The following is a 19,828-nucleotide window of genomic DNA, read 5'->3' on the forward strand; positions in this document are numbered from 1 at the left end:
CCCCGAGGACTCGGTGGCGTAGTTGGTGTGCCCGAAGGTGCGCTCGGGGTCGCTCTGGAGCAGCGTGCCGTTGTGCCGGCCGTCCTCCGCCTCGTACTCGGTGTACGGCACGGCCGCGCCGCGGCCGACGACGATGGCGCGCGAGAAGACGTTGTTGTTCTCGTTGGTCTCCGCGACGGTGTCGGTCGCGTCGGCGGTGGCGGTCAGCGTGGCGCCGCCGCTGGTCGCCGTCCAGGTGCCGTTGACGCTCACGGTCGCCGTCGCCCCGGCGGCGACCGACGGGGTGTTGGTGTTCAGCGTCGTCGTCCCGGCCGTCAGGCGCGTGACGGTGGTGGCGTTCGTGGCCGTGGTGCCGCGGTTGTTGACCCGCACGGTGAAGGACACCTGCGCGCCCACCGCCGGGTTGGCCGGGCTGTGGTCGATGCCGAGGACCTGGAGGTCGGGCCCCGGGCTCTGCCCGACCACGAGCTGCGTGGCGGCGGTGCGGCTGTTGTTGTCGTTGCTCTGCTCCACGACGGTGTCCGTCGGGTCCACCAGCGCGGAGACGGTGTAGCTGCCCTGGGGGCGGCGGCCCGCGTCCACCGTGACGGTGGAGGAGGCCCCGGCCGCCAGCGCGCCCACCGGGGCGCTGCCGACGACGACGCCGCCCAGGCTCACGTTCACGGTCGTCGCGGGGGAGGCGGCCGAACCGGCGTTGCGCACGGTCGCGCTGATCCGCACCGCGTCGGTCTCCACCGGGGCGGCGGGCGTCCACGTCAGGTCGGTGACGGTCAGGTCGGGGTTGGGCGCCGGGACGCCGATGACCTGGAGCCCGGCGACCTGGCCGCCGGGCGCGCCGGTGTTGCCCGTGAAGCGCAGCTGGAGGTCGGCGACGCGTCCGGTGACGGGGATGGTCACCGTGTTCTGGTTGGCGGACGGGCTGAACGAGTAGCCGGCGGCGGCGCGCAGCGAGGTGAACGTGCTCGCGTTCTGCTCGCGGCCGAGGATCTGGATGTTCTGGGTGCGCGGACCCCAGGCGGCGTCCGGATTGAGCCGGACGACGACGGTGTTGACGTCCGCGTTGGCGCCCAGCCGCACCGTCAGCGTGGCCGGGAAGCCGTTCGACTCCCAGTAGGTGGACAGGCTGTTGTCGTTGGCGTTGGCCGCGACGAAGTCGAAGGTCGTGGAGGACGCCTCGATCGGCCTGCCCTGCGCCAGGTCGGAGCCCTCGCCCGGCTCACCGGGCTCACCGGGACCGCCCGGGTCCTCGCCGCCGTCGTCCTCGCCGTAGATCTCCAGCTCGGAGAGCTGCGCGGCGGGCCAGCCGGTGTTCGCGGTCACGTGCACCCGCACGTACCTGACCTGCGTCGCGGTGAAGTCGACGGTGACGGTGTTGGCCGACCCCGGGCTGAACTGGCGGCCCTGGGAGGCGGCGAGCGTCGAGAAGGAGCTGCCGTTCGTGCTGCCCTGGACGCTGAGCGTCTGGGTGCGGGCCTCCCAGGTGGCCGGCAGCTTCAGCACCACCTGGTCGATCGCGGCGGCGGAGCCGAGGTCCACCTGCACCCAGTGGGGGAAGGCGTTGTTCGGCCCCTCCCAGTAGGACGCCTGGTTGCCGTCGTTGACGCTGGACGCGGGGAAGCCGCCGTTGGTGGCGCTGGCGGTGGCGGACTTGCCGAGGGCCAGGTTCGGCCCGTCGGCGGCCGACGCGGCGCCGGCGACGGGCAGCAGCCCGGCGACCAGCAGGCCGGCCAGGGCCAGGGCGCTGATCAGCCGCCGGCCGAGTTGTCTCCAAGTCATGGGGGTCCTCAGTTCCGTGGGAACGACGCAGGGGGCTGCCGGAGGCCCCGTCCGGCCCCGGGGGACGCACCGGGTCGGGGGGCGGAACGGGGACCGCGACAGACGGGATGTGCGCTTGCCGAGAACTTGCAAGAAACTTGCGGAGAATTAAGTGAGTTAGTCGATCTCTTGCGAGAGGGTAGTCAGAGTTTTCAAGCAGGTCACGAGTTTGTCAACGGTTTGCGCATGACGGGGACATGTCGTGCCGTAGCGCGCCCGGCCGTCACGCCGCGTGTCCTCCGCGGGGGGTCGCGCAACGGGACAGAACATGCCGGACATGCCAGAGTGGGAGGAACCGTACTCACCGAGGTCCTCAGATGAGCGAGAACAGGCGGCACGAGCCCGCCCCGCCGGAGTCGCTGCCGCAGGACTGGCCGGTCCACCCGGACACCTCCCTCGCCCTCAACCGGATGGGCAGCTTCGACTGGGACCTCGACCGCGAAGTGATGCACCTCGACGAGGCGGCGCTCGACGTCTTCGACCTGCGCCCCGACGAGTGGGACTCCCGGCCCGAGTCGCTCGCCAGCCGTGTCTCCCGCGCCGAGGGCGAGCGCCTGGACGCCATGCTTCGCAAGTCCCTGGGCGACGGCAGCGGCGGCTACGGCGCGTACTTCCGCATCCGCCGGCGCAACGGCCTCACCCAGTGGACCCACACCCAGGGCCACATCGAACGCGACGGGACGGGGCGCCCGTACCGGATCATCGGCATCGTCAGGGACGCCACCGCCGAGCTGTCCCACGCCGTGGACCGCGAGGCCGTCGCGGTCGAGCGGCGCAAGCAGACCAGCATCGTCGAGGAGACGACCCGCGCCATCGCCAACGCCAGGACGGTCCAGGACGTGACGTCCGTCCTCGGCGGCCCGGCGGGGCTGCGGCTCGTCGGCGCGGCGCGCGTACGCCTCGGCCTGATCGAGTCGGGGCACCTGCGCCTGGTGCTCGGCGGCCTGGAGGCGCCGCCCGAGATCGAGTACCAGCGCATGGAGGACGACCTGCCGATGAGCAGGGTCGTCCGCGACCGCGCGCCGCTCTTCCTCACCTCGGCCGGGGAACTGGCCGCCCACTTCCCCGAGCTGGCGAAGGCCCTGTTGGCGCACGGCATCAGGTCCGCCGCGTACCTGCCGCTCACCGCGCAGGGCACCGCGCTCGGCGGCCTCGGGCTGCTCTTCGAGGAGGACCGTCCGTTCCCGCCCGAGGAGCGCAACCTGATGGTCGCCCTCAGCAGCAGCATCGCCCAGAGCCTCCAGCGCGCGGTGCTCTACGAGCAGGAGCACGACCTCGCCGAGGACCTCCAGCGCGCCATGCTCCCGCGCGAGATCCCGGAGGTCCCCGGCGCGCGCATCGCCGTCCGTTACCGCTCGGCGGGGCTCGGCCGCGACATCGGCGGCGACTGGTACGACGTGATCCCGCTGCCCGACGGATGCGTCGCGACGGTGATCGGCGACGTGGAGGGCCACGACACGCACGCGGCGGCCGTCATGGGCCAGCTGCGCATCGTCCTGCGCGCCTACGCGTCCGAGGGCCATCCGGCGGGCGCCGTGATGTCACGGGCCTCCGCCTTCCTGCGTGACCTGGAGACAGAGCGGTTCGCCACCTGCCTGTACGCCGAGCTGAACCCGGCGACCGGGCGGCTGCGGCTCGTACGGGCGGGCCACCTCGCCCCCGCGCTGCGGGCGGCGGACGGGCGCAGCGCGCTGCTGTCCGTGCCGGGGACGCTGCCGCTCGGCATGGACGTCGGCGCCGCCGAGCCGGACTACCCCGTCAGCGACCGCACGCTCCGGCGCGGGGAGACGCTGATGATGTACACGGACGGCCTGATCGAGAAACCGGACCGCGACCTGGACGAGGGCACGTCCTGCCTGACGGCCGCGCTGAGCGACGGCCCGTGGGACCTGGAGGACCTGGCGGACCACCTGTCGGAGATCCAGCCGGGGGCGGACCAGGACGACATGGCGTTGGTCCTGCTCCGCAGGCAATGAGAGGAAGTCTGCTCCGCAGGCAATGAGAGGAAGTCTGCTGCGCGGGCAGTAGACAGCAGCCCCGCGCCCAGCGCCTCAGTCGCGGGCGATCTCCGACCACACCGTGCAGCCGCCCGACGCGTCGGGCGAGACGACACCCCAGCGGCTCGCCAGCGCGTCGAGGAGCAGCAGGCCGCGCCCGCACTCGTCGTCCGCGCGCACCAGGCTCGTACGTCCCCCGCCGGGCCCGTCCCCCTCGTCCGCGACCTCGACCCGCAGCAGGTCGGCACGCGCCTCGACGCGGCACACGACGCGTTCGCCCCCGGAGTGCAGCACGGCGTTGGTGACCAGCTCGGACACGACCAGCAGCACGGCGTCCCGCGCGTCCCCCGCCACGCCCCAGTGGCTGAGCCATGCACCGGTCCTGCCCCGCGCCGTCGCGACGGCCGAGGGCACCGCGGGCAGCTCGAAGCGTTCCCTGCGCCCGTCCGCGCCCGGGAAGGGGGAGCAGCGGGGCAGCGGCAGCGCCTGGGCCACAGGGGTGTCGCGCGGAGGGGGCACGGGCGGAGTCGCCTTCCGGAAGGCCTGGGGGACGGCCGGAACGGGGGTGAGCCGGATCACCTGATAACTATGCGCAATGCTGGGGGCAGAGCGCAAGGGGAGTTCTGCGATTCGCAGAGCGCGAAAGCATCTCTGTCGATGCCGCTACGGCGTGTGGCAAACTTCTTCCCTGAACCGGGAATTGGGGCCGCCGACATCGGCGGGAGCCGTCAGGAGGCGACGTGGCAGAGGCACGGTCGGGACCGACCGTGGGACAGATCGTGCTGGGTCTGCGCCTGCGCGACCTCCGGGAGAACGCCGGCTGCACCTTCGCCGACGCCGCCGAGGCACTGAGCGTCAACACCACCACCGTGCGCCGTATGGAGAAGGCCGAGGTCGGCCTCAAGCCCCTCTACGTCAAGGCGCTGCTGGAACGGTACGCCGCGCCGCCCGAGGAGGCCGCGGCCTTCCTGCGGCTGGTCGAGGAGGCCAACCGGCCCGGCTGGTGGCACCGCTTCCGCGACGTCCTGCCCGACTGGTTCAGCCTGTACGTCAGCCTGGAGGGCGAGGCCGGCCTGATCCGCGCGTACGAGCCCCACTGCGTCCCCGGCCTCCTCCAGACCCCCGACTACGCCCGCGTCCTCTTGAGGACCGGCTTCCCCGGCGCGGCCGAGGAGGAGATCGAGCGCCGGGTCGCGCTCCGCATGGAGCGCCAGGAACTGCTCTCCCGGCCACGGGCCCCGCTGCTGTGGGCCGTGGTGGAGGAGCATGTGCTGCGCCGACGGGTCGGGCCCCCGTCCGTCATGCGCGCGCAGATAGACCGGCTGATCGAGGCGACGGCACTGCCGAACGTGACGCTACAGATCATGCCGTTCAGCGCGGGTCCGCATCCCGGCATGTTCGGGCCGTTCCAGCTCTTCCGGTTCGAGATCCCGGAGCTGCCCGACATCATCTACGCCGAGAGTCTGACCGGCGCGGTCTACCTCGACGAGAGGCCCGACACCGTGGCCTATCTGGAGGTTCTCGACCGCATGGGTGCGCAGGCCGCACCGGTACAGGACACCGGGGCCATCCTCGGTGATATTCGCAAGGAGCTCTGAGACCCATGGGTCAAGAGAAGCGTCGTCCGACGGACTTCATATACAACGGCATGCCCGCCAGGGAGCTGGGGGCCGACGGCTGGCACAAGCCGTGGAGCGGCACCAACGGCGGGAACTGTGTCGAGGCCATGAAGCTGGCCGACGGACGGGTGGCGCTGCGGCAGTCCACGGACCCCGACGGGCCCGCCCTGATCTACACCCCCCACGAGATCGAGACCTTCATCCGGGGCGCGAAGCGCGGTGAGGCGGACTTCCTCCTCGCCTGAGCCCGCCCGGCCCCGGGCCGTACAGCAGGGAGCCCCCGTCCGCACGGACGGGGGCTCCCTGCTGTGGTGGCGCGGGCCGCTCAGTGGTGGCTGCGCAGCGCCACTTCCTTGACGAACACGGTCAGCACCAGCGCCGCGAACGCGGCGGGCACCGCGTAGAGGAACACGTCGGCGACGCCGTGGCCGTACGCGTTCTCCAGCACCGTGCGCAGCGGCGCCGGGAGCGCGTCCATGTCCGGGATGCCGCCTCCCGCGCCCCCGGCGGCGGCCGGGTCGATGCCCGCGTCGGCGAGGCCGTCCTCCGTGTACGAGGTGACCCGGTTGGCCAGCAGCGCGCCGAGGGCCGAGACGCCGATCGCGCCGCCGAAGGAGCGGAAGAACGCGACGACGGAGCTGGCCGAGCCGAGGTCCTTCGGCTCCACCTGGTTCTGTGTGGCGAGCACCAGGTTCTGCATCATCATGCCGATGCCCAGGCCCATGAGGGCCATGAAGACCGCGACGCGCCAGTACGGGGTGTCGTACCGGATCGTGCTCAGCAGGCCGAGGGCGGCGGTGACCAGGACACCGCCGGTGACCAGCCAGTACTTCCAGCGGCCCGTGCGCGTGATGACCTGGCCCGAGACCGTGGTCGCCACGAACAGCCCCGCGATCATCGGGATGGTCATCACACCGGACATGGTCGCGCTGCGGTCCCTGGCCAGCTGGAAGAACTGCCCGAAGTAGACGGTGCCCGCGAACATGGCGACGCCGACGAACAGCGAGGCCACCGACGTGAGCGCGATCGTCCGTACGCGGAAGAGCCGCAGCGGGATGATCGGGTCGCTCGCCCGGCTCTCGACCAGGAGGAAGAGCGCCCCGAGCGCGAGGGAGCCGCCGACCATCAGCGCGGTGGTCCCGGACGCCCAGTCGTACTTGTCGCCTGCCAGGGTCACCCAGATCAGCAGCAGGGAGACCGCCGCGCTGATCAGCAGGGCGCCCGCCCAGTCGATGCGCACCTCGCGGCGGACGGTGGGCAGCCGCAGCGTGTGGTGCAGCACGAAGAGGGAGGCGATGGCGAACGGCACGCCGATGTAGAAGCACCAGCGCCAGCCGAGGCCGGGCGTGTCGGTGAGGACGCCGCCGATCAGCGGGCCGCTGACGGTCGCGACCGCGAAGGTCGCCCCGAGGTAGCCGCTGTACCGGCCCCGCTCGCGGGGCGGGATCATGGCCGCCAGGATGATCTGCGACAGGCCGACGAGGCCGCCCACGCCGAGACCCTGCACGACACGGACGGTGATCAGCATCGCGGGGCTCTGCGAGAGGCCGGCGACGATCGAGCCCGCCACGTAGATCACGATCGAGATCTGGATCAGCAGCTTCTTGCTGAACAGGTCGGCGAGCTTGCCCCAGATGGGCATCGACGCGGTCATCGACAGCAGCGTGGCCGTGACGACCCAGGTGTACGCGGACTGGCCGCCGCCCAGGTCGGAGACGATCCTCGGCAGCGCGTTCGTGACGATGGTGGAGGACAGTATCGCCGTGAACATGCCGAGCAGGAGCCCGGAGAGTGCCCGCATGATCTCCGAGTGCGTCATCGCCACGGGCGCGTCGGGCGGCGGCGGGGCTATGTCGGCCTGCGTCGTCGAATCCTTACTGTGAGTGGTCACTTTCTCCCCATCGGTAGCAACTCGGACTCGACGATACGACAAGTTGCTTACTACACGTAAACAAATTGGGGAAAGCTTTAGTCAACGTGCACGCACCTGTTGAAGTCCGGCACATGCACCGGTACGCTCCGCCCCTCGCTCAGCCGTCACCGCCGCGCCGGGAGCCCATCGGGGCGCGGACCAGGGTCTCGTCGGGGAAGCACCAGCGCCAGTCCTCGCCCGGTTCCAGTGACTGGATGATCGGATGCCCCGTCTCCCGCGCGTGCTCGCTGGCGTGCCGCAGCGGCGAGTCGTCGCAGCACCCGACATGGCCGCACGTGACGCACAGCCGCAGCTCCACCCACTCGCTGCCCACCGCCACGCACTCGGGGCACACGTCGGTGTCCGTCTCCGTCACCCGGATCTGGTCCAGATGCGTGCAGGACGTGCTGATCGTCTCCTCCCGCACATAGCGCCAGCCCGGCCGCAGCAGCCAGTCCGGCATGAACCGCGCCAGGTACTGCGACTTCGCCGCGAGCAGCGGACTGAGGATCGCCAGCACCAGCACGTACAGCGCGACGAACGGGCCGATCCTGCGATCGAGACCCGCGCCCATCGCCAGCGTCGCCAGGATCAGCGAGAACTCACCGCGCCCCAGCACGGTCAGCCCGATGTTCGCCGCCCCCCGCTGGTTGAAGCCGAACAGCCGCGCCGCCACGATCCCGGCCGACACGTTCGCCAGCACCGTCAGCGCGACCGCGGCCAGCACGGGAACGAGCACCGGGCCCAGATCGGCCACGTCGATCGTCAGCCCGAACGTCACGAAGAACACCGCCGCGAACACGTCCCGCAGCGGCAGGACGAGCCGCTCCACCCGTTCGTCCAGCTCGGTCCGCGACACCACCAGGCCGATCATCAGGGCGCCGATCGCGTCCGAGACCCCCACCTCCTGCGACAGCCCGGCCGACACGAGCACCAGCCCGATCGTCAGCACCGCGAGCAGCTCGTCCTCGCGGCTGCCGATCAGCCCCTGCACCGCCCGCGCCCCGAACCGCGCCACCGCGAAGAGCAGCAGCAGGAAACCGAAGCTGCGCAGCACGTCCCCCACCAGCTCGACCGGCCCGCCGCCGCCCGACAGGACGGGGGACAGCAGCGCCAGGTAGAACGCGAGGAACAGGTCCTCGATCACGATGACGCCCAGCAGCACCGGCGTCTCCGCGTTCGTCAGCCGGTGCAGCTCGATCAGCGACTTCGTGACGATCGCCGACGACGAGATGCCGAGCGCCCCCGCCACCACCAGCGCCTCGGGCCCGCCCCAGCCCAGGGCGAAGCCGAGCAGCAGCCCGGCGGACATGTTCAGCGCGATGTAGCAGCCCGCCGTCGCGAACAGCCGCCGCCCGCCGCCCACGACCTGGTCCACCGGGAACTCCACCCCGAGGTGGAACAGCAGCAGCACCAGGCCCAGCGCCGCCAGCAGCGACAGCTCCCCGGGATGCCCCACCAGCACCGGGCCAGGCGTACCCGGACCCGTCACGATCCCGACGAGCATGTAGCACGGCACCGACGGCAGCCCGAACCGCCGCGCGCCCCGCGCGACCAGCCCGGCCAGCAGGACCGCGACCCCCAGACCCAGCAGGTCGGCCTCCGCCACCCGCCCGCTCTCAGTCCTCGAAGAAGGTGGCCGACAGCACCGCCGCCACCTTGCGCGCCTGCTCCTCCGCCAGCTCGATGACGGCCGTCGGGTCCGCCGACTCCGAGGCGAACACATAGAGGTCGCGCACCCCGCCCGACCGGATGACCACCGAGATCCGCTGGTCGGGACGGCCGAGGTCGATGTCGTACCGCTTCCCCACCCCCGGCAGCTCCTGGACGTGCACTCCCTTGCCCATGACGGCTCCTCGCGTTCCGCTCGATCCCTGCGGCGACCCCGCCCCGCGTCCGCTGCGCACGGCGGTGTCCTGAACGCCCCGATTCTCACCCCCGCGCGCCCCGAAACCCGGCAGCCACCCGCCACAGGCCGCCACCGAGAGTGTCCGAGCCATTGGGTACGGTAGGGCGATCTTCGTCACCCGGCCGTGAAAGGACGCTCAGCGCATGGGAATCCGATGGCCGAGGCGACGCGGGCGGCTGCTCGCCGCCACCGCCGCGCTCGCGGTGCTCGCGGGCGCCGGCACCTGGACCGTCCTCGCCGACGACGCGCCCGCCGTCCGCCGCTCCGACCTCGCGCTCGACCTGCCCGCCGGTCCCGGCGGGGACGGCACGGTCAGCATCGACGCCTCCTGGTTCACGGCCGGCGACGGGGACGCGCGCCGCCCGGCCGTCCTCGTCGCCCACGGCTTCGGCGGCAGCAAGGACGACGTGCGCGACGAGGCCGAGGACCTCGCCCGCGCCGGGTACGCCGTCCTCACCTGGTCGGCGCGCGGCTTCGGCGCCTCCACGGGCCGCATCGGGCTGAACGACCCGGACGCCGAGATCGCCGACATCAGCGGCCTCCTCGACTGGGTCGCCGACCGCCCCGAAGTCCTCCTCGACGCCGACGGCGACCCCCGCGTCGGCATCACCGGCTCCTCCTACGGCGGCGCCGCGGCGCTGCTCGCCGCGGGCCACGACGACCGCGTGGACGCCATCGCACCCCGGATCACCTACTGGGACCTCGCCGACGCCCTCTTCCCCGGCGGCGTCTTCAAGAGCCTGTGGGCCGGCATCCTCTTCACCACCGGCTCCACCGAGACGGGCGCCGCGGGCGAGACGGGCGAGGAGCCCGTCCCCGAGCCCGGCTGCGGCACGTTCACCGCCGACCTGTGCGAACTGTACGAACGCGTCGCCGTCGCCGGGGCGCCCGACGACGCCGCCCTCGCGCTGCTCCACGACCGCAGCCCCGCCGCCGTCGCGGACCGCATCGACGTGCCCACCCTGATCACCCAGGGCCAGCACGACTCGCTCTTCCCCCTCGGCCAGGCCGACGCCATGGCCACCGCCATCGCCGCGGGCGGCGCGCCCGTCTCCGTCGACTGGGTGTGGGCCGGGCACGACGGCGGCGTCTCCGAGGCCGGGCGCACCGAGGGCCGCGTCACCGACTGGTTCGACCGCTACCTGCGCGAGGACCCCGGCGCCGACACGGGCCCCGCCTTCCGCGTCACCCGCGTCACCGGCTTCGACTCCACCAACGGCGACACGCTCCTGCGCAGCGCGAGCGGCGACCACTACCCCGGGCTCGGCGGCACCGAGGACGTCACCGTGCCGCTGGGCGGCGACCCCGTCACCTTCGTCAACCCGCCGGGCGGCGCGCCGCCCTCCGTCTCCGCCGTCCCCGGGCTCGGCAACGCGGTGGGCCGCCTCGCGGGCATCGGCCTCGGCCTGTCGCTCGACTTCCCGGGCCAGTACGCCCAGTTCGACAGCGCACCGCTCGACCGGACCGTGCACGTCACCGGCTCGCCCACCGTCCGCGTCCGCGTCACCGCCGACACCCCGTCCGTCGTCCTGTTCGCGAAGCTCTACGACGTGTCGCCCGACGGCGGACAGCAGTCCCTGCCCGCCCAGCTCGTCGCCCCCGTCCGGCTCGACGGGACCGACGAAGGCGTCACCGCCGACCTCACCCTCCCCGCCATCGACTACCCCTTCGCCGACGGCCACCGCATGCGGCTCGTGCTGTCCACCACCGACATGGGCTACGCCTCCCCGGCCCAGCCCGCCACCGTCACCGCCGAACCGGCCGGGGAGGGCCTCTCCCTCCCCACCGCGCCCGAGGTGACCACCGGCGGCACCGGACTGCCCTGGTGGACCTGGGGACTGCCGCTCGCCGCCGTCGCCGTCGCGGCCGCCCTGCTGCTGACCGGCCGCCGCCCCACCTCCGCGCCGCCGCCCGACCCGCAGCTCGCCGACGTGCCGCTGCGCATCACCGGACTCAGCAAGCGGTACGCGCGCTCCTCCGACCGGTACGCCGTGCGGGACCTCTCCTTCCAGGTCGCCCGCGGCCAGGTCCTCGGCCTGCTCGGGCCGAACGGCGCGGGCAAGACGACCACCCTGCGCATGCTCATGGGGCTGATCACCCCGGACAGCGGCGAGATCCGCGTCTTCGGCCACGCCGTACGGCCCGGCGCGCCCGTGCTGTCCCGTGTCGGCGCGTTCGTGGAGGGCGCGGGCTTCCTGCCGCACCTCACCGGCCGCGCCAACCTGGAGCTGTACTGGCGCGCCACCGGCCGCCCCGCCGCCGACGCGCATCTGGACGAGGCCCTGGAGATCGCCGGCCTCGGCACGGCCCTCGACCGCGCCGTCCGCACCTACTCGCAGGGCATGCGGCAGCGTCTCGCCATCGCCCAGGCCATGCTCGGCCTGCCCGAGCTGCTGATCCTCGACGAACCGACGAACGGGCTCGACCCGCCGCAGATCCGCGCCATGCGGGACGTGATGATCCGCTACGCCGCCGAGGGCCGCACCGTCATCGTCTCCAGCCACCTGCTGGCCGAGGTCGAGCAGACCTGCACGCACCTCGTCGTCATGGACGGCGGGCAGCTCGTCCAGGCGGGCCCGGTCGAGACCATCAGCGGATCGGGGGACACCCTGCTGGTCGCCACCGAGGCGCCCGTCACCGACGGGCAGCTCGCCGAGGTCGCCGCTCTGCCCGGCGTCGCCGCCGCCGAACGCGGCGGGACCGGTCTGCTGGTCCACCTCGACGGCCGCACCGCCGCGGAACTGATCGCCGAACTGGTCCGCAGGGACATCCCGGTGAGCGGCGCGGGACCGTACCGCCGCCTGGAGGACGCCTTCCTGACCCTCATCGGAGGTGCCCGATGACCCCGCCCGCCATCCCGCAGCCGTCCGCACCGCCCCCCGCCGGGGGCGCGACCACGGCCCTGGACTCCGCGCCCGGCTACGCGCCGCGCCGCACCCTCCCGGTCCGCGTCGAGGCGGTACGGCAGCTCCGCCGCCGCAGGACCCTCGTCATCGCGGCGCTGCTCGCGCTGCTGCCGCCGGTCGTCGCCGTCGCGTTCGCGGTCGGCGGCACACCCGACGGTGGCGGCGAGTCCACCCTCGTGGACGCCGCCACAACGTCCGGGGTGAACTTCGCCGCCACCTGCTTGTTCCTGTCCGCCGGATTCCTCCTGGTGGTCCCCGTCGCGCTCTTCTGCGGGGACTCCGTGGCATCCGAGGCAGGATGGTCCTCGCTGCGCTACCTGCTCGCCGCGCCCGTCCCCAGGTCGCGGCTCCTGCTGGTCAAACTGTGGGTGGCGCTGCTGTTCAGCGCCGCCGCCATGGTGCTGCTGCCGCTCGCCGCCCTGCTGGTCGGCACCGCCGCCTACGGCTGGGGCCCGCTCGCCCTGCCCACCGGCGGCAGCCTCTCCGCCGGGGACGCCGCGGGCCGCATCGCCGTCACGGTCGCGTACCTCTTCCTGTCGCAGCTCGTGACGGCCGCGCTGGCCTTCTGGCTGTCCACGGTGACCGACGCGCCGCTCGGCGCGGTCGGCGGTGCGCTCGGCCTGACCATCGTCGGGTCCATCCTCGACGCCGTCACGGCGCTGGGGGACTGGCGCGAATTCCTGCCCGCGCACTGGCAGTTCGCCTGGACCGATGCCTTCCAGCCCGAGCTGGAGTGGGGGGCCATGACCCGGGGCGTGTCCGTCTCGGTCACCTGCGCCGTGGTCTTCCTGGCGCTCGCCTTCCGGGCCTTCCGCACCAAGGACATCGTTTCTTGACGGGAGCGGGGGCCGGGTCCCGGGTCAGTCGACCCGGCCGCCACCGGCCTCGATGAGGTCGAGCAGTTCCTCGGCCGCGTGCTCCACCAGCTCGGGGCGGCCGGGCCGCACCAGCTTCCCGGCACGGTCGCCGTACCCGGGGGAGACGTTGTAGCGCGAGCCGTCGACCTTCATCGCGACGGTCATGCCGCCGGAGAAGCGCGCCTTGCCCGCCTTCACCTTGCTCATGGGCGCGCTGGCGATCAGGTGGCGGTCCGAGCCCAGCAGATGCAGCACGCCGTCCTCGACGGTCACATATCCGTGCTGGGCGACCGGACGGATTCCCTTGCCGATCTGTACCTCGTCGAAAACCCTGGCGTACGTTCCGTCGGTCGTCATAACCTTTCTCCGATCTTCCGTCATCCGGAATCATCGGATACCCGCATCTGCGTCCTGAAACCCGGCCGTCACTCCAGAACGGGTCCCCCGGCCGCCGCGTCGGCCCCGGGGCCGGCCGGTCCGCGGAATTCCCCCGACAGCTCCCGGTCGCCGCTCACCAGCGTGAACGCCCCGTCCTGACGCACCGTCACATCGACCGTGAGCGGGTTGTCCGCGTCATAGGTCCACGTGGCCAGATTCTCGCCCGCCTGGATCTCCAGGACCCCTGTCCCCGCCTCCCCGGCCGGGCTCTTCCCGTCCGCGCCGCCCCCGTCCACGAGCTGGATGAGCCCCACCGTCCCGATCCGCACCCGCGCCAGGCCCCGCGTCGCGTGCGGGCGCCCGATCGTGACGGCTGTCCCGGCCGCGACGGGGTACTCGACCACCACCGGCAGCCGGGACTCGTTGGTGACCGTGCCGAAACCCCACATGGCGTGCTCCTGTCCGCAGGGGAGGGTGAAGAGGGGGAGGGAAGAGGGAAGCGGGAAGGAAAGCCTCCCCCCGCGCCCGTCCCGCGTCCCGCCCGCCCGCCCCTGCCGGGCGGCACTCCACCCCACCGGCCCAGCGCCCGGGACCCGACCGGCCCACACCCGCCCTGCCCGCCGCCGCCCCGGCTCAGCGCACGCGCCGCGCCGCCAGCAGTTCCTCGAACAGGTCCTGCCAGCGGCGGCCGATCACCTCGGGCGCGTACCCCTGGACCGTCGCGAGCGCCGCGTCGCCCATCCGCGCCCGCAGCGCCTCGTCCGCCATCAGCCGCCGCATCGCCCCGGCGAGCCCGCCGACGTCTCCCGGTGGGACCAGCAGCCCGTCCGTGCCGTGGGTGAGCACGTCGGCAGGTCCGGTCGGGCAGTCGAAGCTCACCACGGGAACGGCGTGCGCCATCGCCTCGATCATCACCATCGGCAGCCCTTCGGCCCGTGAACTCAGCACGTAGAACGACGCCTTGGCGAGCTCCTCGTCCAACTGGTCGGTGCGGCCCATCAAGAAGACCTGGTTGTAGAGGTGGTGCTCCTCGATGAGTTTCCGCAGCTGCTTGCGCCGGTCGCCCTCGCCGTAGATCCGCAGCTGCCAGTCGGGGAGTCCGGCGGCCGCCTCCGCGAAGGCCGGGATCAGCAGGTCGAAGCCCTTCTGCGGCCGCAGCCGCCCGGCCGCGACGGCGATGTGCCCGACGCACGTCGAGGGCTTCTGCCTGAGGGAGTGCACCGCGTTCGGAATGCGCTCCACCCGCGCGCCGGGCGCCGCCGTCCGGTAGTCGTCCTGGTCCCGCTGGGTCAGGACGCTGACGGCCTCCATCCGTGGGTACCAGCGCGCGATCGCCGCCCGGACGTCGCCCTTGTGCACGCCCAGGTTCATGTGCTCCTGCGCGACGCGCACCACGCCGTGCGTCGCGAACCGCGCCGACAGCAGGTTCAGCGCCGGACGCGTGGTGACGAGCACACCGTCCGTCAGCTGGGCGAGGTAGGCCACGACCTTCTGTTCGAGACCGCGGTCGAACGCCCCGTAGCCGCTCTCGCCCGGCGGCACCCAGCGCGGCGGCCTGGCCGCGAGCCGCCCGGCCCGCCGGACGCGCAGCCGCCCCGCGATCCCCTGCCCCGGGCGCGGCGCCACCCGGCGCGTACCGGCCCGCCGGTCGTCCAGCGCGGTCAGCCGCACGCGGGGGTCGAGCGGGAAGTAGGGCCGGTCGGCGCGCCGCACGACGCTGACGACCCGCACGTCGTGCCCGGCGGCGGCCAGGGCGTTGGCCTGGGTGAAGACGGTGCGGATCGTGCCGCCCATCCCGTAGGCGTGCAGCAGCAGGTAACGGATCTTCATCGCGCCGGCCGAACCTCGACCGACAGGTTGTCCTTGACGGTGTAGTACGGCCTGACCAGCACCGCCGCGTCCGCCCTGGGGACCGACTGGCCCGGGTACACCATGATCTCCTTCTTGCCGGTGATGCCGTCCAGGAGCCTGCCCGCCCGCAGCCGCGCGTCCGGCGCCGACAGCCAGACGTCCCAGTACGCGGGCACCCGCAGGTCCTCCGGCGCCAGGTCGGCCACCGGCAGCGACACGTCGAAGCGCGTGCCGTCCAGCGGCGCCGGGTAGCGCAGCCGCCAGGGACGGCCGCGGTCGTCGCGCAGCACGAACTGGAGCGACCACTCCCCGGCCGCCGTGGTCAGCGCCCTGAGCCGGTCGAACGCGCGGCGCCGCGGCGCGTGGCCGTGCAGCGCGCCCACCAGCCGCAGGCGCCCGTCGCGCGGCCACACCTCCGCGATCTCGGCATGCCCGCTCACCTGGCGACACCGCCGGGCTCGGGCGCGTACCCCCAGGCGTCGCAGACCTCCCGCAGGACGGCGGGCACCTCCTCGGCGTCCGGCAGGTCGCGGCCCGGCTGGACGCGCCCGGTGCGGATCTTCTCCCGCCAGTCGCCGAGCCCCTTCTCCAGGCCGTCGATCTCCCGCGCGCGCCCCGCGCCGTACTCGACCATGCCCGGCTCGAACTCCTCGCCGAGGAACGCGCACAGCTCCCGCAGCGCACCCTCCGGGTCCCCGGTCAGCTCCTCGTACCTGACGGTGTGGCCCGGCAGTGCCGCGCGGGCGCGCTCGACGGCACGCATGTACCGCAGCGCGTCGCACGCGGCCTGCTCGGGGTCGCGGCGCACCGGGTCGGCCTCGTGCCACGACCTGGCGATCGCGCCGGGGTGGCGCAGCAGGAAGACGAACCTGGCGTCGGGCCAGCAGGCGGCGAGCCGGTCGTGGACGAACGCGTTGCTCGGCGTCTTCTCGACGAGGCAGGACTTGCCCGAGCGCACCAGTTCCCGGTGCAGCACGCGGTCCCACAGCAGGTGTTCGAGATCGGCACGGTGAAGGTCGAGGACGGACAGGGCCCGTTCGGCCAGCCGGGTCGTGCAGCGCACCTCCAGGCGGCGGAAGTGCAGCTCGTGCGGCGCGTGCAGGCGGGAGTGGGCGTTCAGCGTCATCCGCAGCAGCGTCGAGCCCGAGCGGACCGGGGCGATGATGAACACCGGGCGGCGCAGCAGCCGGTCCGTCTCCGGGTGCGCCGGGGGGCGGAACGGGGGCGGCTCGGGGCGCGCGGGCGGGACGGGCTTGCGGGCGGCGGGCTCCCGGACCGCCGGGGGGTGGACGCGGCAGACGCGGAATCCGGTCGCCGAGCCGAGTGCGGCATTGATTTTCCGTAGCAGAGTCATCGCGTATGTACCGAACACCAAGTGGGGTAAGAACAAGGGAATGTCATTCAGGCTTGTTCATACACCAGAAAGAGAGGCGCGGGAAAACCCCGCGTACTTCGGCGCGTTGGTGTGCCCGGCCCGTAAAGCGGAAATGCTCACTCGCGCGGGTGAATTGCCGCGCGAGTGAGCGAGGTGGGGAAAGGGGGCGGGGGAGTGGGCGCTGGGCCGGACGGGCGCCGCGCCCGGGGGTCAGTCCTCGCCCTCGAAGGCGTCGCCGATCTCGTCGACGATCTCCGCCGCGACGAAACCGCCGACGATGCCGGCCGCCACACCGGCCACCACGGCGCCGGCGCCGGGGCCGCGGTGCTCGCCGTGGTCGTGGCCCCCGTGACCGCCGTGGTACCCGTGGCCGCCGTGCCGCTGCCCGTACGACGGCTGGTGACCGCCGGCGAGCTGCCGCACCCACGAGTCCACGAGCGCGGTGAAGTCGACGGCGCCGACGTCCCCGTGCCCGACGGCGAAGCGGTTCACCGCGTCGTGCCCGGACGAGAACCAGCCGCCGCGCTTGTCCGCCTCCAGCACCACTTCCAGGCCCGCCGGGGAGGCGATGAAACTGATCTCCACCTCGCGCATCGCCCCCGCGTACTGCGCGGGCGGCGTCAGCTCGATCTCCTGGTAGAACGGCAGCGTCTGCCCGGTGCCGCCGATGCGGCCCAGCTCAAGGTCGGCGGACCTGAAGCCGAAGCCGAGCTGCCCGAACGCCTCAAGCACCGCCTCCTGGACGGGCAGCGGGCGGACCAGCAGCGGGTCGAGGTCGCCCTTGTCCACGGCGCCCGCCACCGCCAGCTCGGTCCGCACGCCGAGCACGATGCCGAGCGGCTGGCCGTACAGCTCGGTGATCGGCGTCTCCCACGGCACCGGCAGCGAGAACGGCACCTCGTACGACTGGCCCTCGGCCAGCCGGAAGCCGCCGCCGACACGGGCGCGGTCGAAGACGACGACGCCCTCGCTCTCCCCCTCGTGCCCCTCCGCCTCGACACGGGCGATGAAGTCGAGGGTGATGTGGCTGATCTCCACGTCCGAGGTGCCGCCCTGGACCAGCACCCGGCCCGTCAGCACCGAGCCGGGCAGCACGGCCCCGCTGTCGAGGACCGTGTCCACCGAGGGGCCGCCCACGCCCATGGCCCCGAGCAGCCGTTTGAACACCATCCCGGTGTCTCCTTCATGTCGTTGTTCGCGCCGTCATGTCGTCGTGCGGCCGTCGCGCCGTTCCGCGCCGGTGCCGCGCCGTGCCGGGGCCAACTGTCGTGCCCCGCACGGCCGGTGCCACGCTATCGCGCGCGCCCGCCGTCGCAGGCGAGGACGCCGGATCGCCCGCGGCGGTTCATTCCGGCACCGATCCGGTCCTTTCCGGCCGCCGGAGGACCGGAACCGCTGTGTGTCCGTACGGGTGCGGTCGGCACCGGTTCCCTGGAGATCGCCCATGAGTACGATGACCGTCGATGAGCCGAACGGGTGACGGACACGGTGGAACGGGCGGCCCCGCGGCCGGCACCGTCGCCGCCCGCTGCCTGTTCGTCCTCGTCACGCTGCTGTGCGCCATCGGCCTGTGCTCGCCGGCCACGGCCGCCGGGCACCCGGCCGCGGGACAGCCGCCCGCCAGGACCGAGATCCAGCCGCCCGCCGCCCTGGACGATCCGGCGGACAGCTGCCACGGCGCGCCCGGGGCGGCGGTCAGCCCGGTCCTGCCGCTCCCCGTCGCGCTGCACGTCCCCCCGCAGGACCCGCCGCCGCCCGCCCTGCGGCCGGTCGCGGACGCCCGCGTGAACGGGCCGGTGCACGACGCCGCACCGGCGGTGGACCTCCACCGGCTCCAGGTCCACCGGACGTGACGGGAAGTCCCGCGCCATCCGCCGTTCGACCGACCGCAACCCCCTCATCCGTGACAAGGACTTCCTCATGGGCACCAGCAAGACGAAGCGCGGCCCGGCCGCCGACCGCCGCGCGAAGATAGCCGAGGCGCGCCGCATCGAGCAGGCGCGCGACCGCCGCAACCGCAGGCTCACCATCGTCGCGTGCGCCGTCATCCTCGCCGCCGTGGTCGGCGGCGGCGCCTGGCTCGTCGCCAGCACCGGCGGTGGCGACGACGCCCCGTCCGGCGACGCCGCCACCGTCCAGGGCGAGCAGACCTGGTCGGACCTCGGCCGCAACCATGTGGACGGCACCGTGGACTACCCGCAGACCCCGCCGGTCGGCGGCGACCACAACCAGGTCTGGATGAACTGCGACGGCGACGTCTACACCGAGGCGATCCCGAACGAGAACGCCGTCCACTCGCTGGAGCACGGCGCCGTCTGGGTCACCTACAACGACAGCGCCACCGAGGCGGACGTCGAAACCCTGGGCGAGCGCGTCTCCTCCACCCCGTACTCCCTGCTGAGCCCGGTCGCCGAGCAGGAGAGCCCGGTCATGCTCACCGCATGGGGCCACCAGCTCGGCGTGGACAGCGCGGACGACGAGCGGGTCGGCGAGTTCTTCGAGGCGTACGTCCAGGGCCCGCAGACCCAGGAGCCGGGTGCCGCCTGCACCGGCGGGATGGGACAGTGACCTCCGCCGCCCGGCGCTGGCTGACGGCGGCGAGCGGCCTGGCGGCCGTCGCCGCCCTGCTGCTCGTCGCGCTCACCGCGTTCGCCCGCGCCGACTCGGGCCCGTCCGTGCCCGCGGAGGACTCGGCCGACGTCGGCTTCGCCCAGGACATGGCGATCCACCACCAGCAGGCGGTGGAGATGTCGTTCATCGTCAGGGACCGCACCGACGACGAGGAGGTGCGGCTGCTCGCCTACGACATCATCAACACGCAGGCCAACCAGCGCGGCATGATGCTCGGCTGGCTGGACAGCTGGGGCGCGCCGGTCGCCCCCGGCACCCCGCCGATGAGCTGGATGGACGACGGCGGGCACGCCCACCAGGCCGGGGACGGCGCGCTGATGCCCGGGATGGCGACCGACGCGCAGCTCGACGAGCTGCGGGCCGCCTCGGGGCGTGCCGCCGAGGTGCTGTTCCTCCAGCTGATGACCGTGCACCACCGCGCCGGTGTCGAGATGGCCGAGGCCGGTGCCGAGCTGGCGGACACCGACGAGATACGGGACCTGGCCGCCGGGATGGCGCGTTCCCAGGAGTCGGAGATCGGCCTGATGACCGACCTGCTGACCGCCAGGGGTGCCACGGCGCCGCCCGCCTGACCCGCG

Annotated in this window: 19 protein-coding genes; 8 read left to right on the forward strand and 11 right to left on the reverse strand. The window is 73.1% G+C overall.

Going from position 1 to position 19,828, the window contains the following annotated elements:
- On the reverse strand, positions 1 to 1,776 hold a 1,776-nt coding region (locus ACL02R_RS05510), incomplete at its 3' end, for a CARDB domain-containing protein (RefSeq protein WP_412795711.1).
- A gap of 356 nt (positions 1,777 to 2,132) precedes the next feature.
- Here ACL02R_RS05510 and ACL02R_RS05515 point away from each other — a divergent pair.
- Positions 2,133 to 3,791 carry a SpoIIE family protein phosphatase gene (locus ACL02R_RS05515; protein WP_412795712.1) on the forward strand — a complete coding sequence of 553 codons (1,659 nt, stop codon included), beginning with the start codon at positions 2,133 to 2,135 and terminating at the stop codon, positions 3,789 to 3,791.
- Between the two features lie 75 nt (positions 3,792 to 3,866).
- Here the strand turns inward: ACL02R_RS05515 and ACL02R_RS05520 are convergent, their stop codons facing one another.
- A complete protein-coding gene (locus ACL02R_RS05520; RefSeq protein WP_412795713.1) occupies positions 3,867 to 4,331 on the reverse strand; it encodes an ATP-binding protein in 465 nt (154 codons plus the stop codon).
- Positions 4,332 to 4,552: 221 nt separating this feature from the next.
- Between ACL02R_RS05520 and ACL02R_RS05525 the strand changes: the two genes are divergently transcribed.
- Both ACL02R_RS05525 and ACL02R_RS05530 read left to right on the forward strand, forming a co-directional pair.
- Entirely contained in the window at positions 4,553 to 5,410 is an 858-nt protein-coding gene (locus ACL02R_RS05525; RefSeq protein WP_412795714.1) for a helix-turn-helix domain-containing protein, read from the forward strand.
- Positions 5,411 to 5,415: 5 nt separating this feature from the next.
- Positions 5,416 to 5,676 carry a DUF397 domain-containing protein gene (locus ACL02R_RS05530; RefSeq protein ID WP_362962873.1) on the forward strand — a complete coding sequence of 87 codons (261 nt, stop codon included), beginning with the start codon at positions 5,416 to 5,418 and terminating at the stop codon, positions 5,674 to 5,676.
- Positions 5,677 to 5,756: 80 nt separating this feature from the next.
- Here the strand turns inward: ACL02R_RS05530 and ACL02R_RS05535 are convergent, their stop codons facing one another.
- From ACL02R_RS05535 to ACL02R_RS05545, 3 genes are all read right to left on the reverse strand, one after another.
- The gene (locus ACL02R_RS05535; RefSeq protein WP_412795951.1) at positions 5,757 to 7,250 is read right to left on the reverse strand and encodes an MDR family MFS transporter; all 1,494 of its coding nucleotides are present in this window, start codon (positions 7,248 to 7,250) and stop codon (positions 5,757 to 5,759) included.
- Positions 7,251 to 7,461: 211 nt separating this feature from the next.
- Positions 7,462 to 8,952: a cation:proton antiporter gene (locus ACL02R_RS05540; protein ID WP_412795715.1), complete on the reverse strand. Its 1,491-nt coding sequence runs from the start codon at positions 8,950 to 8,952 to the stop codon at positions 7,462 to 7,464.
- Between the two features lie 10 nt (positions 8,953 to 8,962).
- The gene (locus ACL02R_RS05545; RefSeq protein WP_362962877.1) at positions 8,963 to 9,190 is read right to left on the reverse strand and encodes a potassium transporter TrkA; all 228 of its coding nucleotides are present in this window, start codon (positions 9,188 to 9,190) and stop codon (positions 8,963 to 8,965) included.
- 205 nt (positions 9,191 to 9,395) lie between these two features.
- On the opposite strand from ACL02R_RS05545, the gene ACL02R_RS05550 reads away from it, so the two are divergent.
- The gene (locus ACL02R_RS05550) at positions 9,396 to 12,095 is read left to right on the forward strand and encodes an alpha/beta fold hydrolase (RefSeq protein ID WP_412795716.1); all 2,700 of its coding nucleotides are present in this window, start codon (positions 9,396 to 9,398) and stop codon (positions 12,093 to 12,095) included.
- Positions 12,092 to 12,994 (forward strand): ABC transporter permease, encoded by a 903-nt coding sequence (locus ACL02R_RS05555; protein WP_412795717.1) that lies wholly within the window; start codon positions 12,092 to 12,094, stop codon positions 12,992 to 12,994. The genes ACL02R_RS05550 and ACL02R_RS05555 overlap by 4 nt, the downstream gene beginning before the upstream one ends.
- A gap of 24 nt (positions 12,995 to 13,018) precedes the next feature.
- Here the strand turns inward: ACL02R_RS05555 and ACL02R_RS05560 are convergent, their stop codons facing one another.
- The 6 genes from ACL02R_RS05560 to ACL02R_RS05585 all read right to left on the reverse strand — a co-directional run bounded on the left by ACL02R_RS05560 (position 13,019) and on the right by ACL02R_RS05585 (position 17,789).
- Entirely contained in the window at positions 13,019 to 13,372 is a 354-nt protein-coding gene (locus ACL02R_RS05560; protein ID WP_412795718.1) for a hypothetical protein, read from the reverse strand.
- A gap of 68 nt (positions 13,373 to 13,440) precedes the next feature.
- A complete protein-coding gene (locus tag ACL02R_RS05565) occupies positions 13,441 to 13,842 on the reverse strand; it encodes a hypothetical protein (protein WP_412795719.1) in 402 nt (133 codons plus the stop codon).
- A 184-nt stretch (positions 13,843 to 14,026) separates the two neighbouring features.
- Positions 14,027 to 15,223 (reverse strand): glycosyltransferase family 4 protein, encoded by a 1,197-nt coding sequence (locus ACL02R_RS05570; protein WP_412795720.1) that lies wholly within the window; start codon positions 15,221 to 15,223, stop codon positions 14,027 to 14,029.
- Entirely contained in the window at positions 15,220 to 15,684 is a 465-nt protein-coding gene (locus ACL02R_RS05575) for a hypothetical protein (RefSeq protein ID WP_412795721.1), read from the reverse strand. Before ACL02R_RS05575 ends, ACL02R_RS05570 begins: the two co-directional genes overlap by 4 nt.
- Positions 15,681 to 16,598, reverse strand: coding sequence for a sulfotransferase family protein (locus ACL02R_RS05580; protein WP_412795722.1), 918 nt, complete (start codon positions 16,596 to 16,598; stop codon positions 15,681 to 15,683). The genes ACL02R_RS05575 and ACL02R_RS05580 overlap by 4 nt, the downstream gene beginning before the upstream one ends.
- A 231-nt stretch (positions 16,599 to 16,829) precedes the next feature.
- Positions 16,830 to 17,789 (reverse strand): sporulation protein, encoded by a 960-nt coding sequence (locus ACL02R_RS05585; protein WP_412795723.1) that lies wholly within the window; start codon positions 17,787 to 17,789, stop codon positions 16,830 to 16,832.
- A gap of 293 nt (positions 17,790 to 18,082) precedes the next feature.
- On the opposite strand from ACL02R_RS05585, the gene ACL02R_RS05590 reads away from it, so the two are divergent.
- From ACL02R_RS05590 to ACL02R_RS05600, 3 genes are all read left to right on the forward strand, one after another.
- Positions 18,083 to 18,472: a hypothetical protein gene (locus tag ACL02R_RS05590; RefSeq protein WP_412795724.1), complete on the forward strand. Its 390-nt coding sequence runs from the start codon at positions 18,083 to 18,085 to the stop codon at positions 18,470 to 18,472.
- Between the two features lie 67 nt (positions 18,473 to 18,539).
- Entirely contained in the window at positions 18,540 to 19,187 is a 648-nt protein-coding gene (locus ACL02R_RS05595) for a DUF3105 domain-containing protein (protein ID WP_412795725.1), read from the forward strand.
- On the forward strand, positions 19,184 to 19,822 hold the full coding sequence (locus ACL02R_RS05600; RefSeq protein WP_412795726.1) for a DUF305 domain-containing protein: 639 nt from the start codon (positions 19,184 to 19,186) through the stop codon (positions 19,820 to 19,822). Before ACL02R_RS05595 ends, ACL02R_RS05600 begins: the two co-directional genes overlap by 4 nt.
- Positions 19,823 to 19,828: the final 6 nt, after the last annotated feature.

Origin of the sequence: Streptomyces sp. MS19, assembly GCF_047200595.1 — a bacterium.
GTDB lineage: Bacteria > Actinomycetota > Actinomycetes > Streptomycetales > Streptomycetaceae > Streptomyces.

Bases quoted from the DNA above. Each gene is read 5' to 3' on its own strand.
- ACL02R_RS05560 (WP_412795718.1), bottom strand. From the start codon at position 13,372: ATGACGACCGACGGAACGTACGCCAGGGTTTTCGACGAGGTACAGATC.
- ACL02R_RS05585 (WP_412795723.1), bottom strand. From the start codon at position 17,789: ATGGTGTTCAAACGGCTGCTCGGGGCCATGGGCGTGGGCGGCCCCTCG.
- ACL02R_RS05545 (WP_362962877.1), bottom strand. From the start codon at position 9,190: ATGGGCAAGGGAGTGCACGTCCAGGAGCTGCCGGGGGTGGGGAAGCGG.
- ACL02R_RS05565 (WP_412795719.1), bottom strand. From the start codon at position 13,842: ATGTGGGGTTTCGGCACGGTCACCAACGAGTCCCGGCTGCCGGTGGTG.
- ACL02R_RS05570 (WP_412795720.1), bottom strand. From the start codon at position 15,223: ATGAAGATCCGTTACCTGCTGCTGCACGCCTACGGGATGGGCGGCACG.
- ACL02R_RS05580 (WP_412795722.1), bottom strand. From the start codon at position 16,598: ATGACTCTGCTACGGAAAATCAATGCCGCACTCGGCTCGGCGACCGGA.
- ACL02R_RS05550 (WP_412795716.1), top strand. From the start codon at position 9,396: ATGGGAATCCGATGGCCGAGGCGACGCGGGCGGCTGCTCGCCGCCACC.
- ACL02R_RS05515 (WP_412795712.1), top strand. From the start codon at position 2,133: ATGAGCGAGAACAGGCGGCACGAGCCCGCCCCGCCGGAGTCGCTGCCG.
- ACL02R_RS05530 (WP_362962873.1), top strand. From the start codon at position 5,416: ATGGGTCAAGAGAAGCGTCGTCCGACGGACTTCATATACAACGGCATG.
- ACL02R_RS05535 (WP_412795951.1), bottom strand. From the start codon at position 7,250: ATGACGCACTCGGAGATCATGCGGGCACTCTCCGGGCTCCTGCTCGGC.
- ACL02R_RS05590 (WP_412795724.1), top strand. From the start codon at position 18,083: ATGAGCCGAACGGGTGACGGACACGGTGGAACGGGCGGCCCCGCGGCC.
- ACL02R_RS05595 (WP_412795725.1), top strand. From the start codon at position 18,540: ATGGGCACCAGCAAGACGAAGCGCGGCCCGGCCGCCGACCGCCGCGCG.
- ACL02R_RS05555 (WP_412795717.1), top strand. From the start codon at position 12,092: ATGACCCCGCCCGCCATCCCGCAGCCGTCCGCACCGCCCCCCGCCGGG.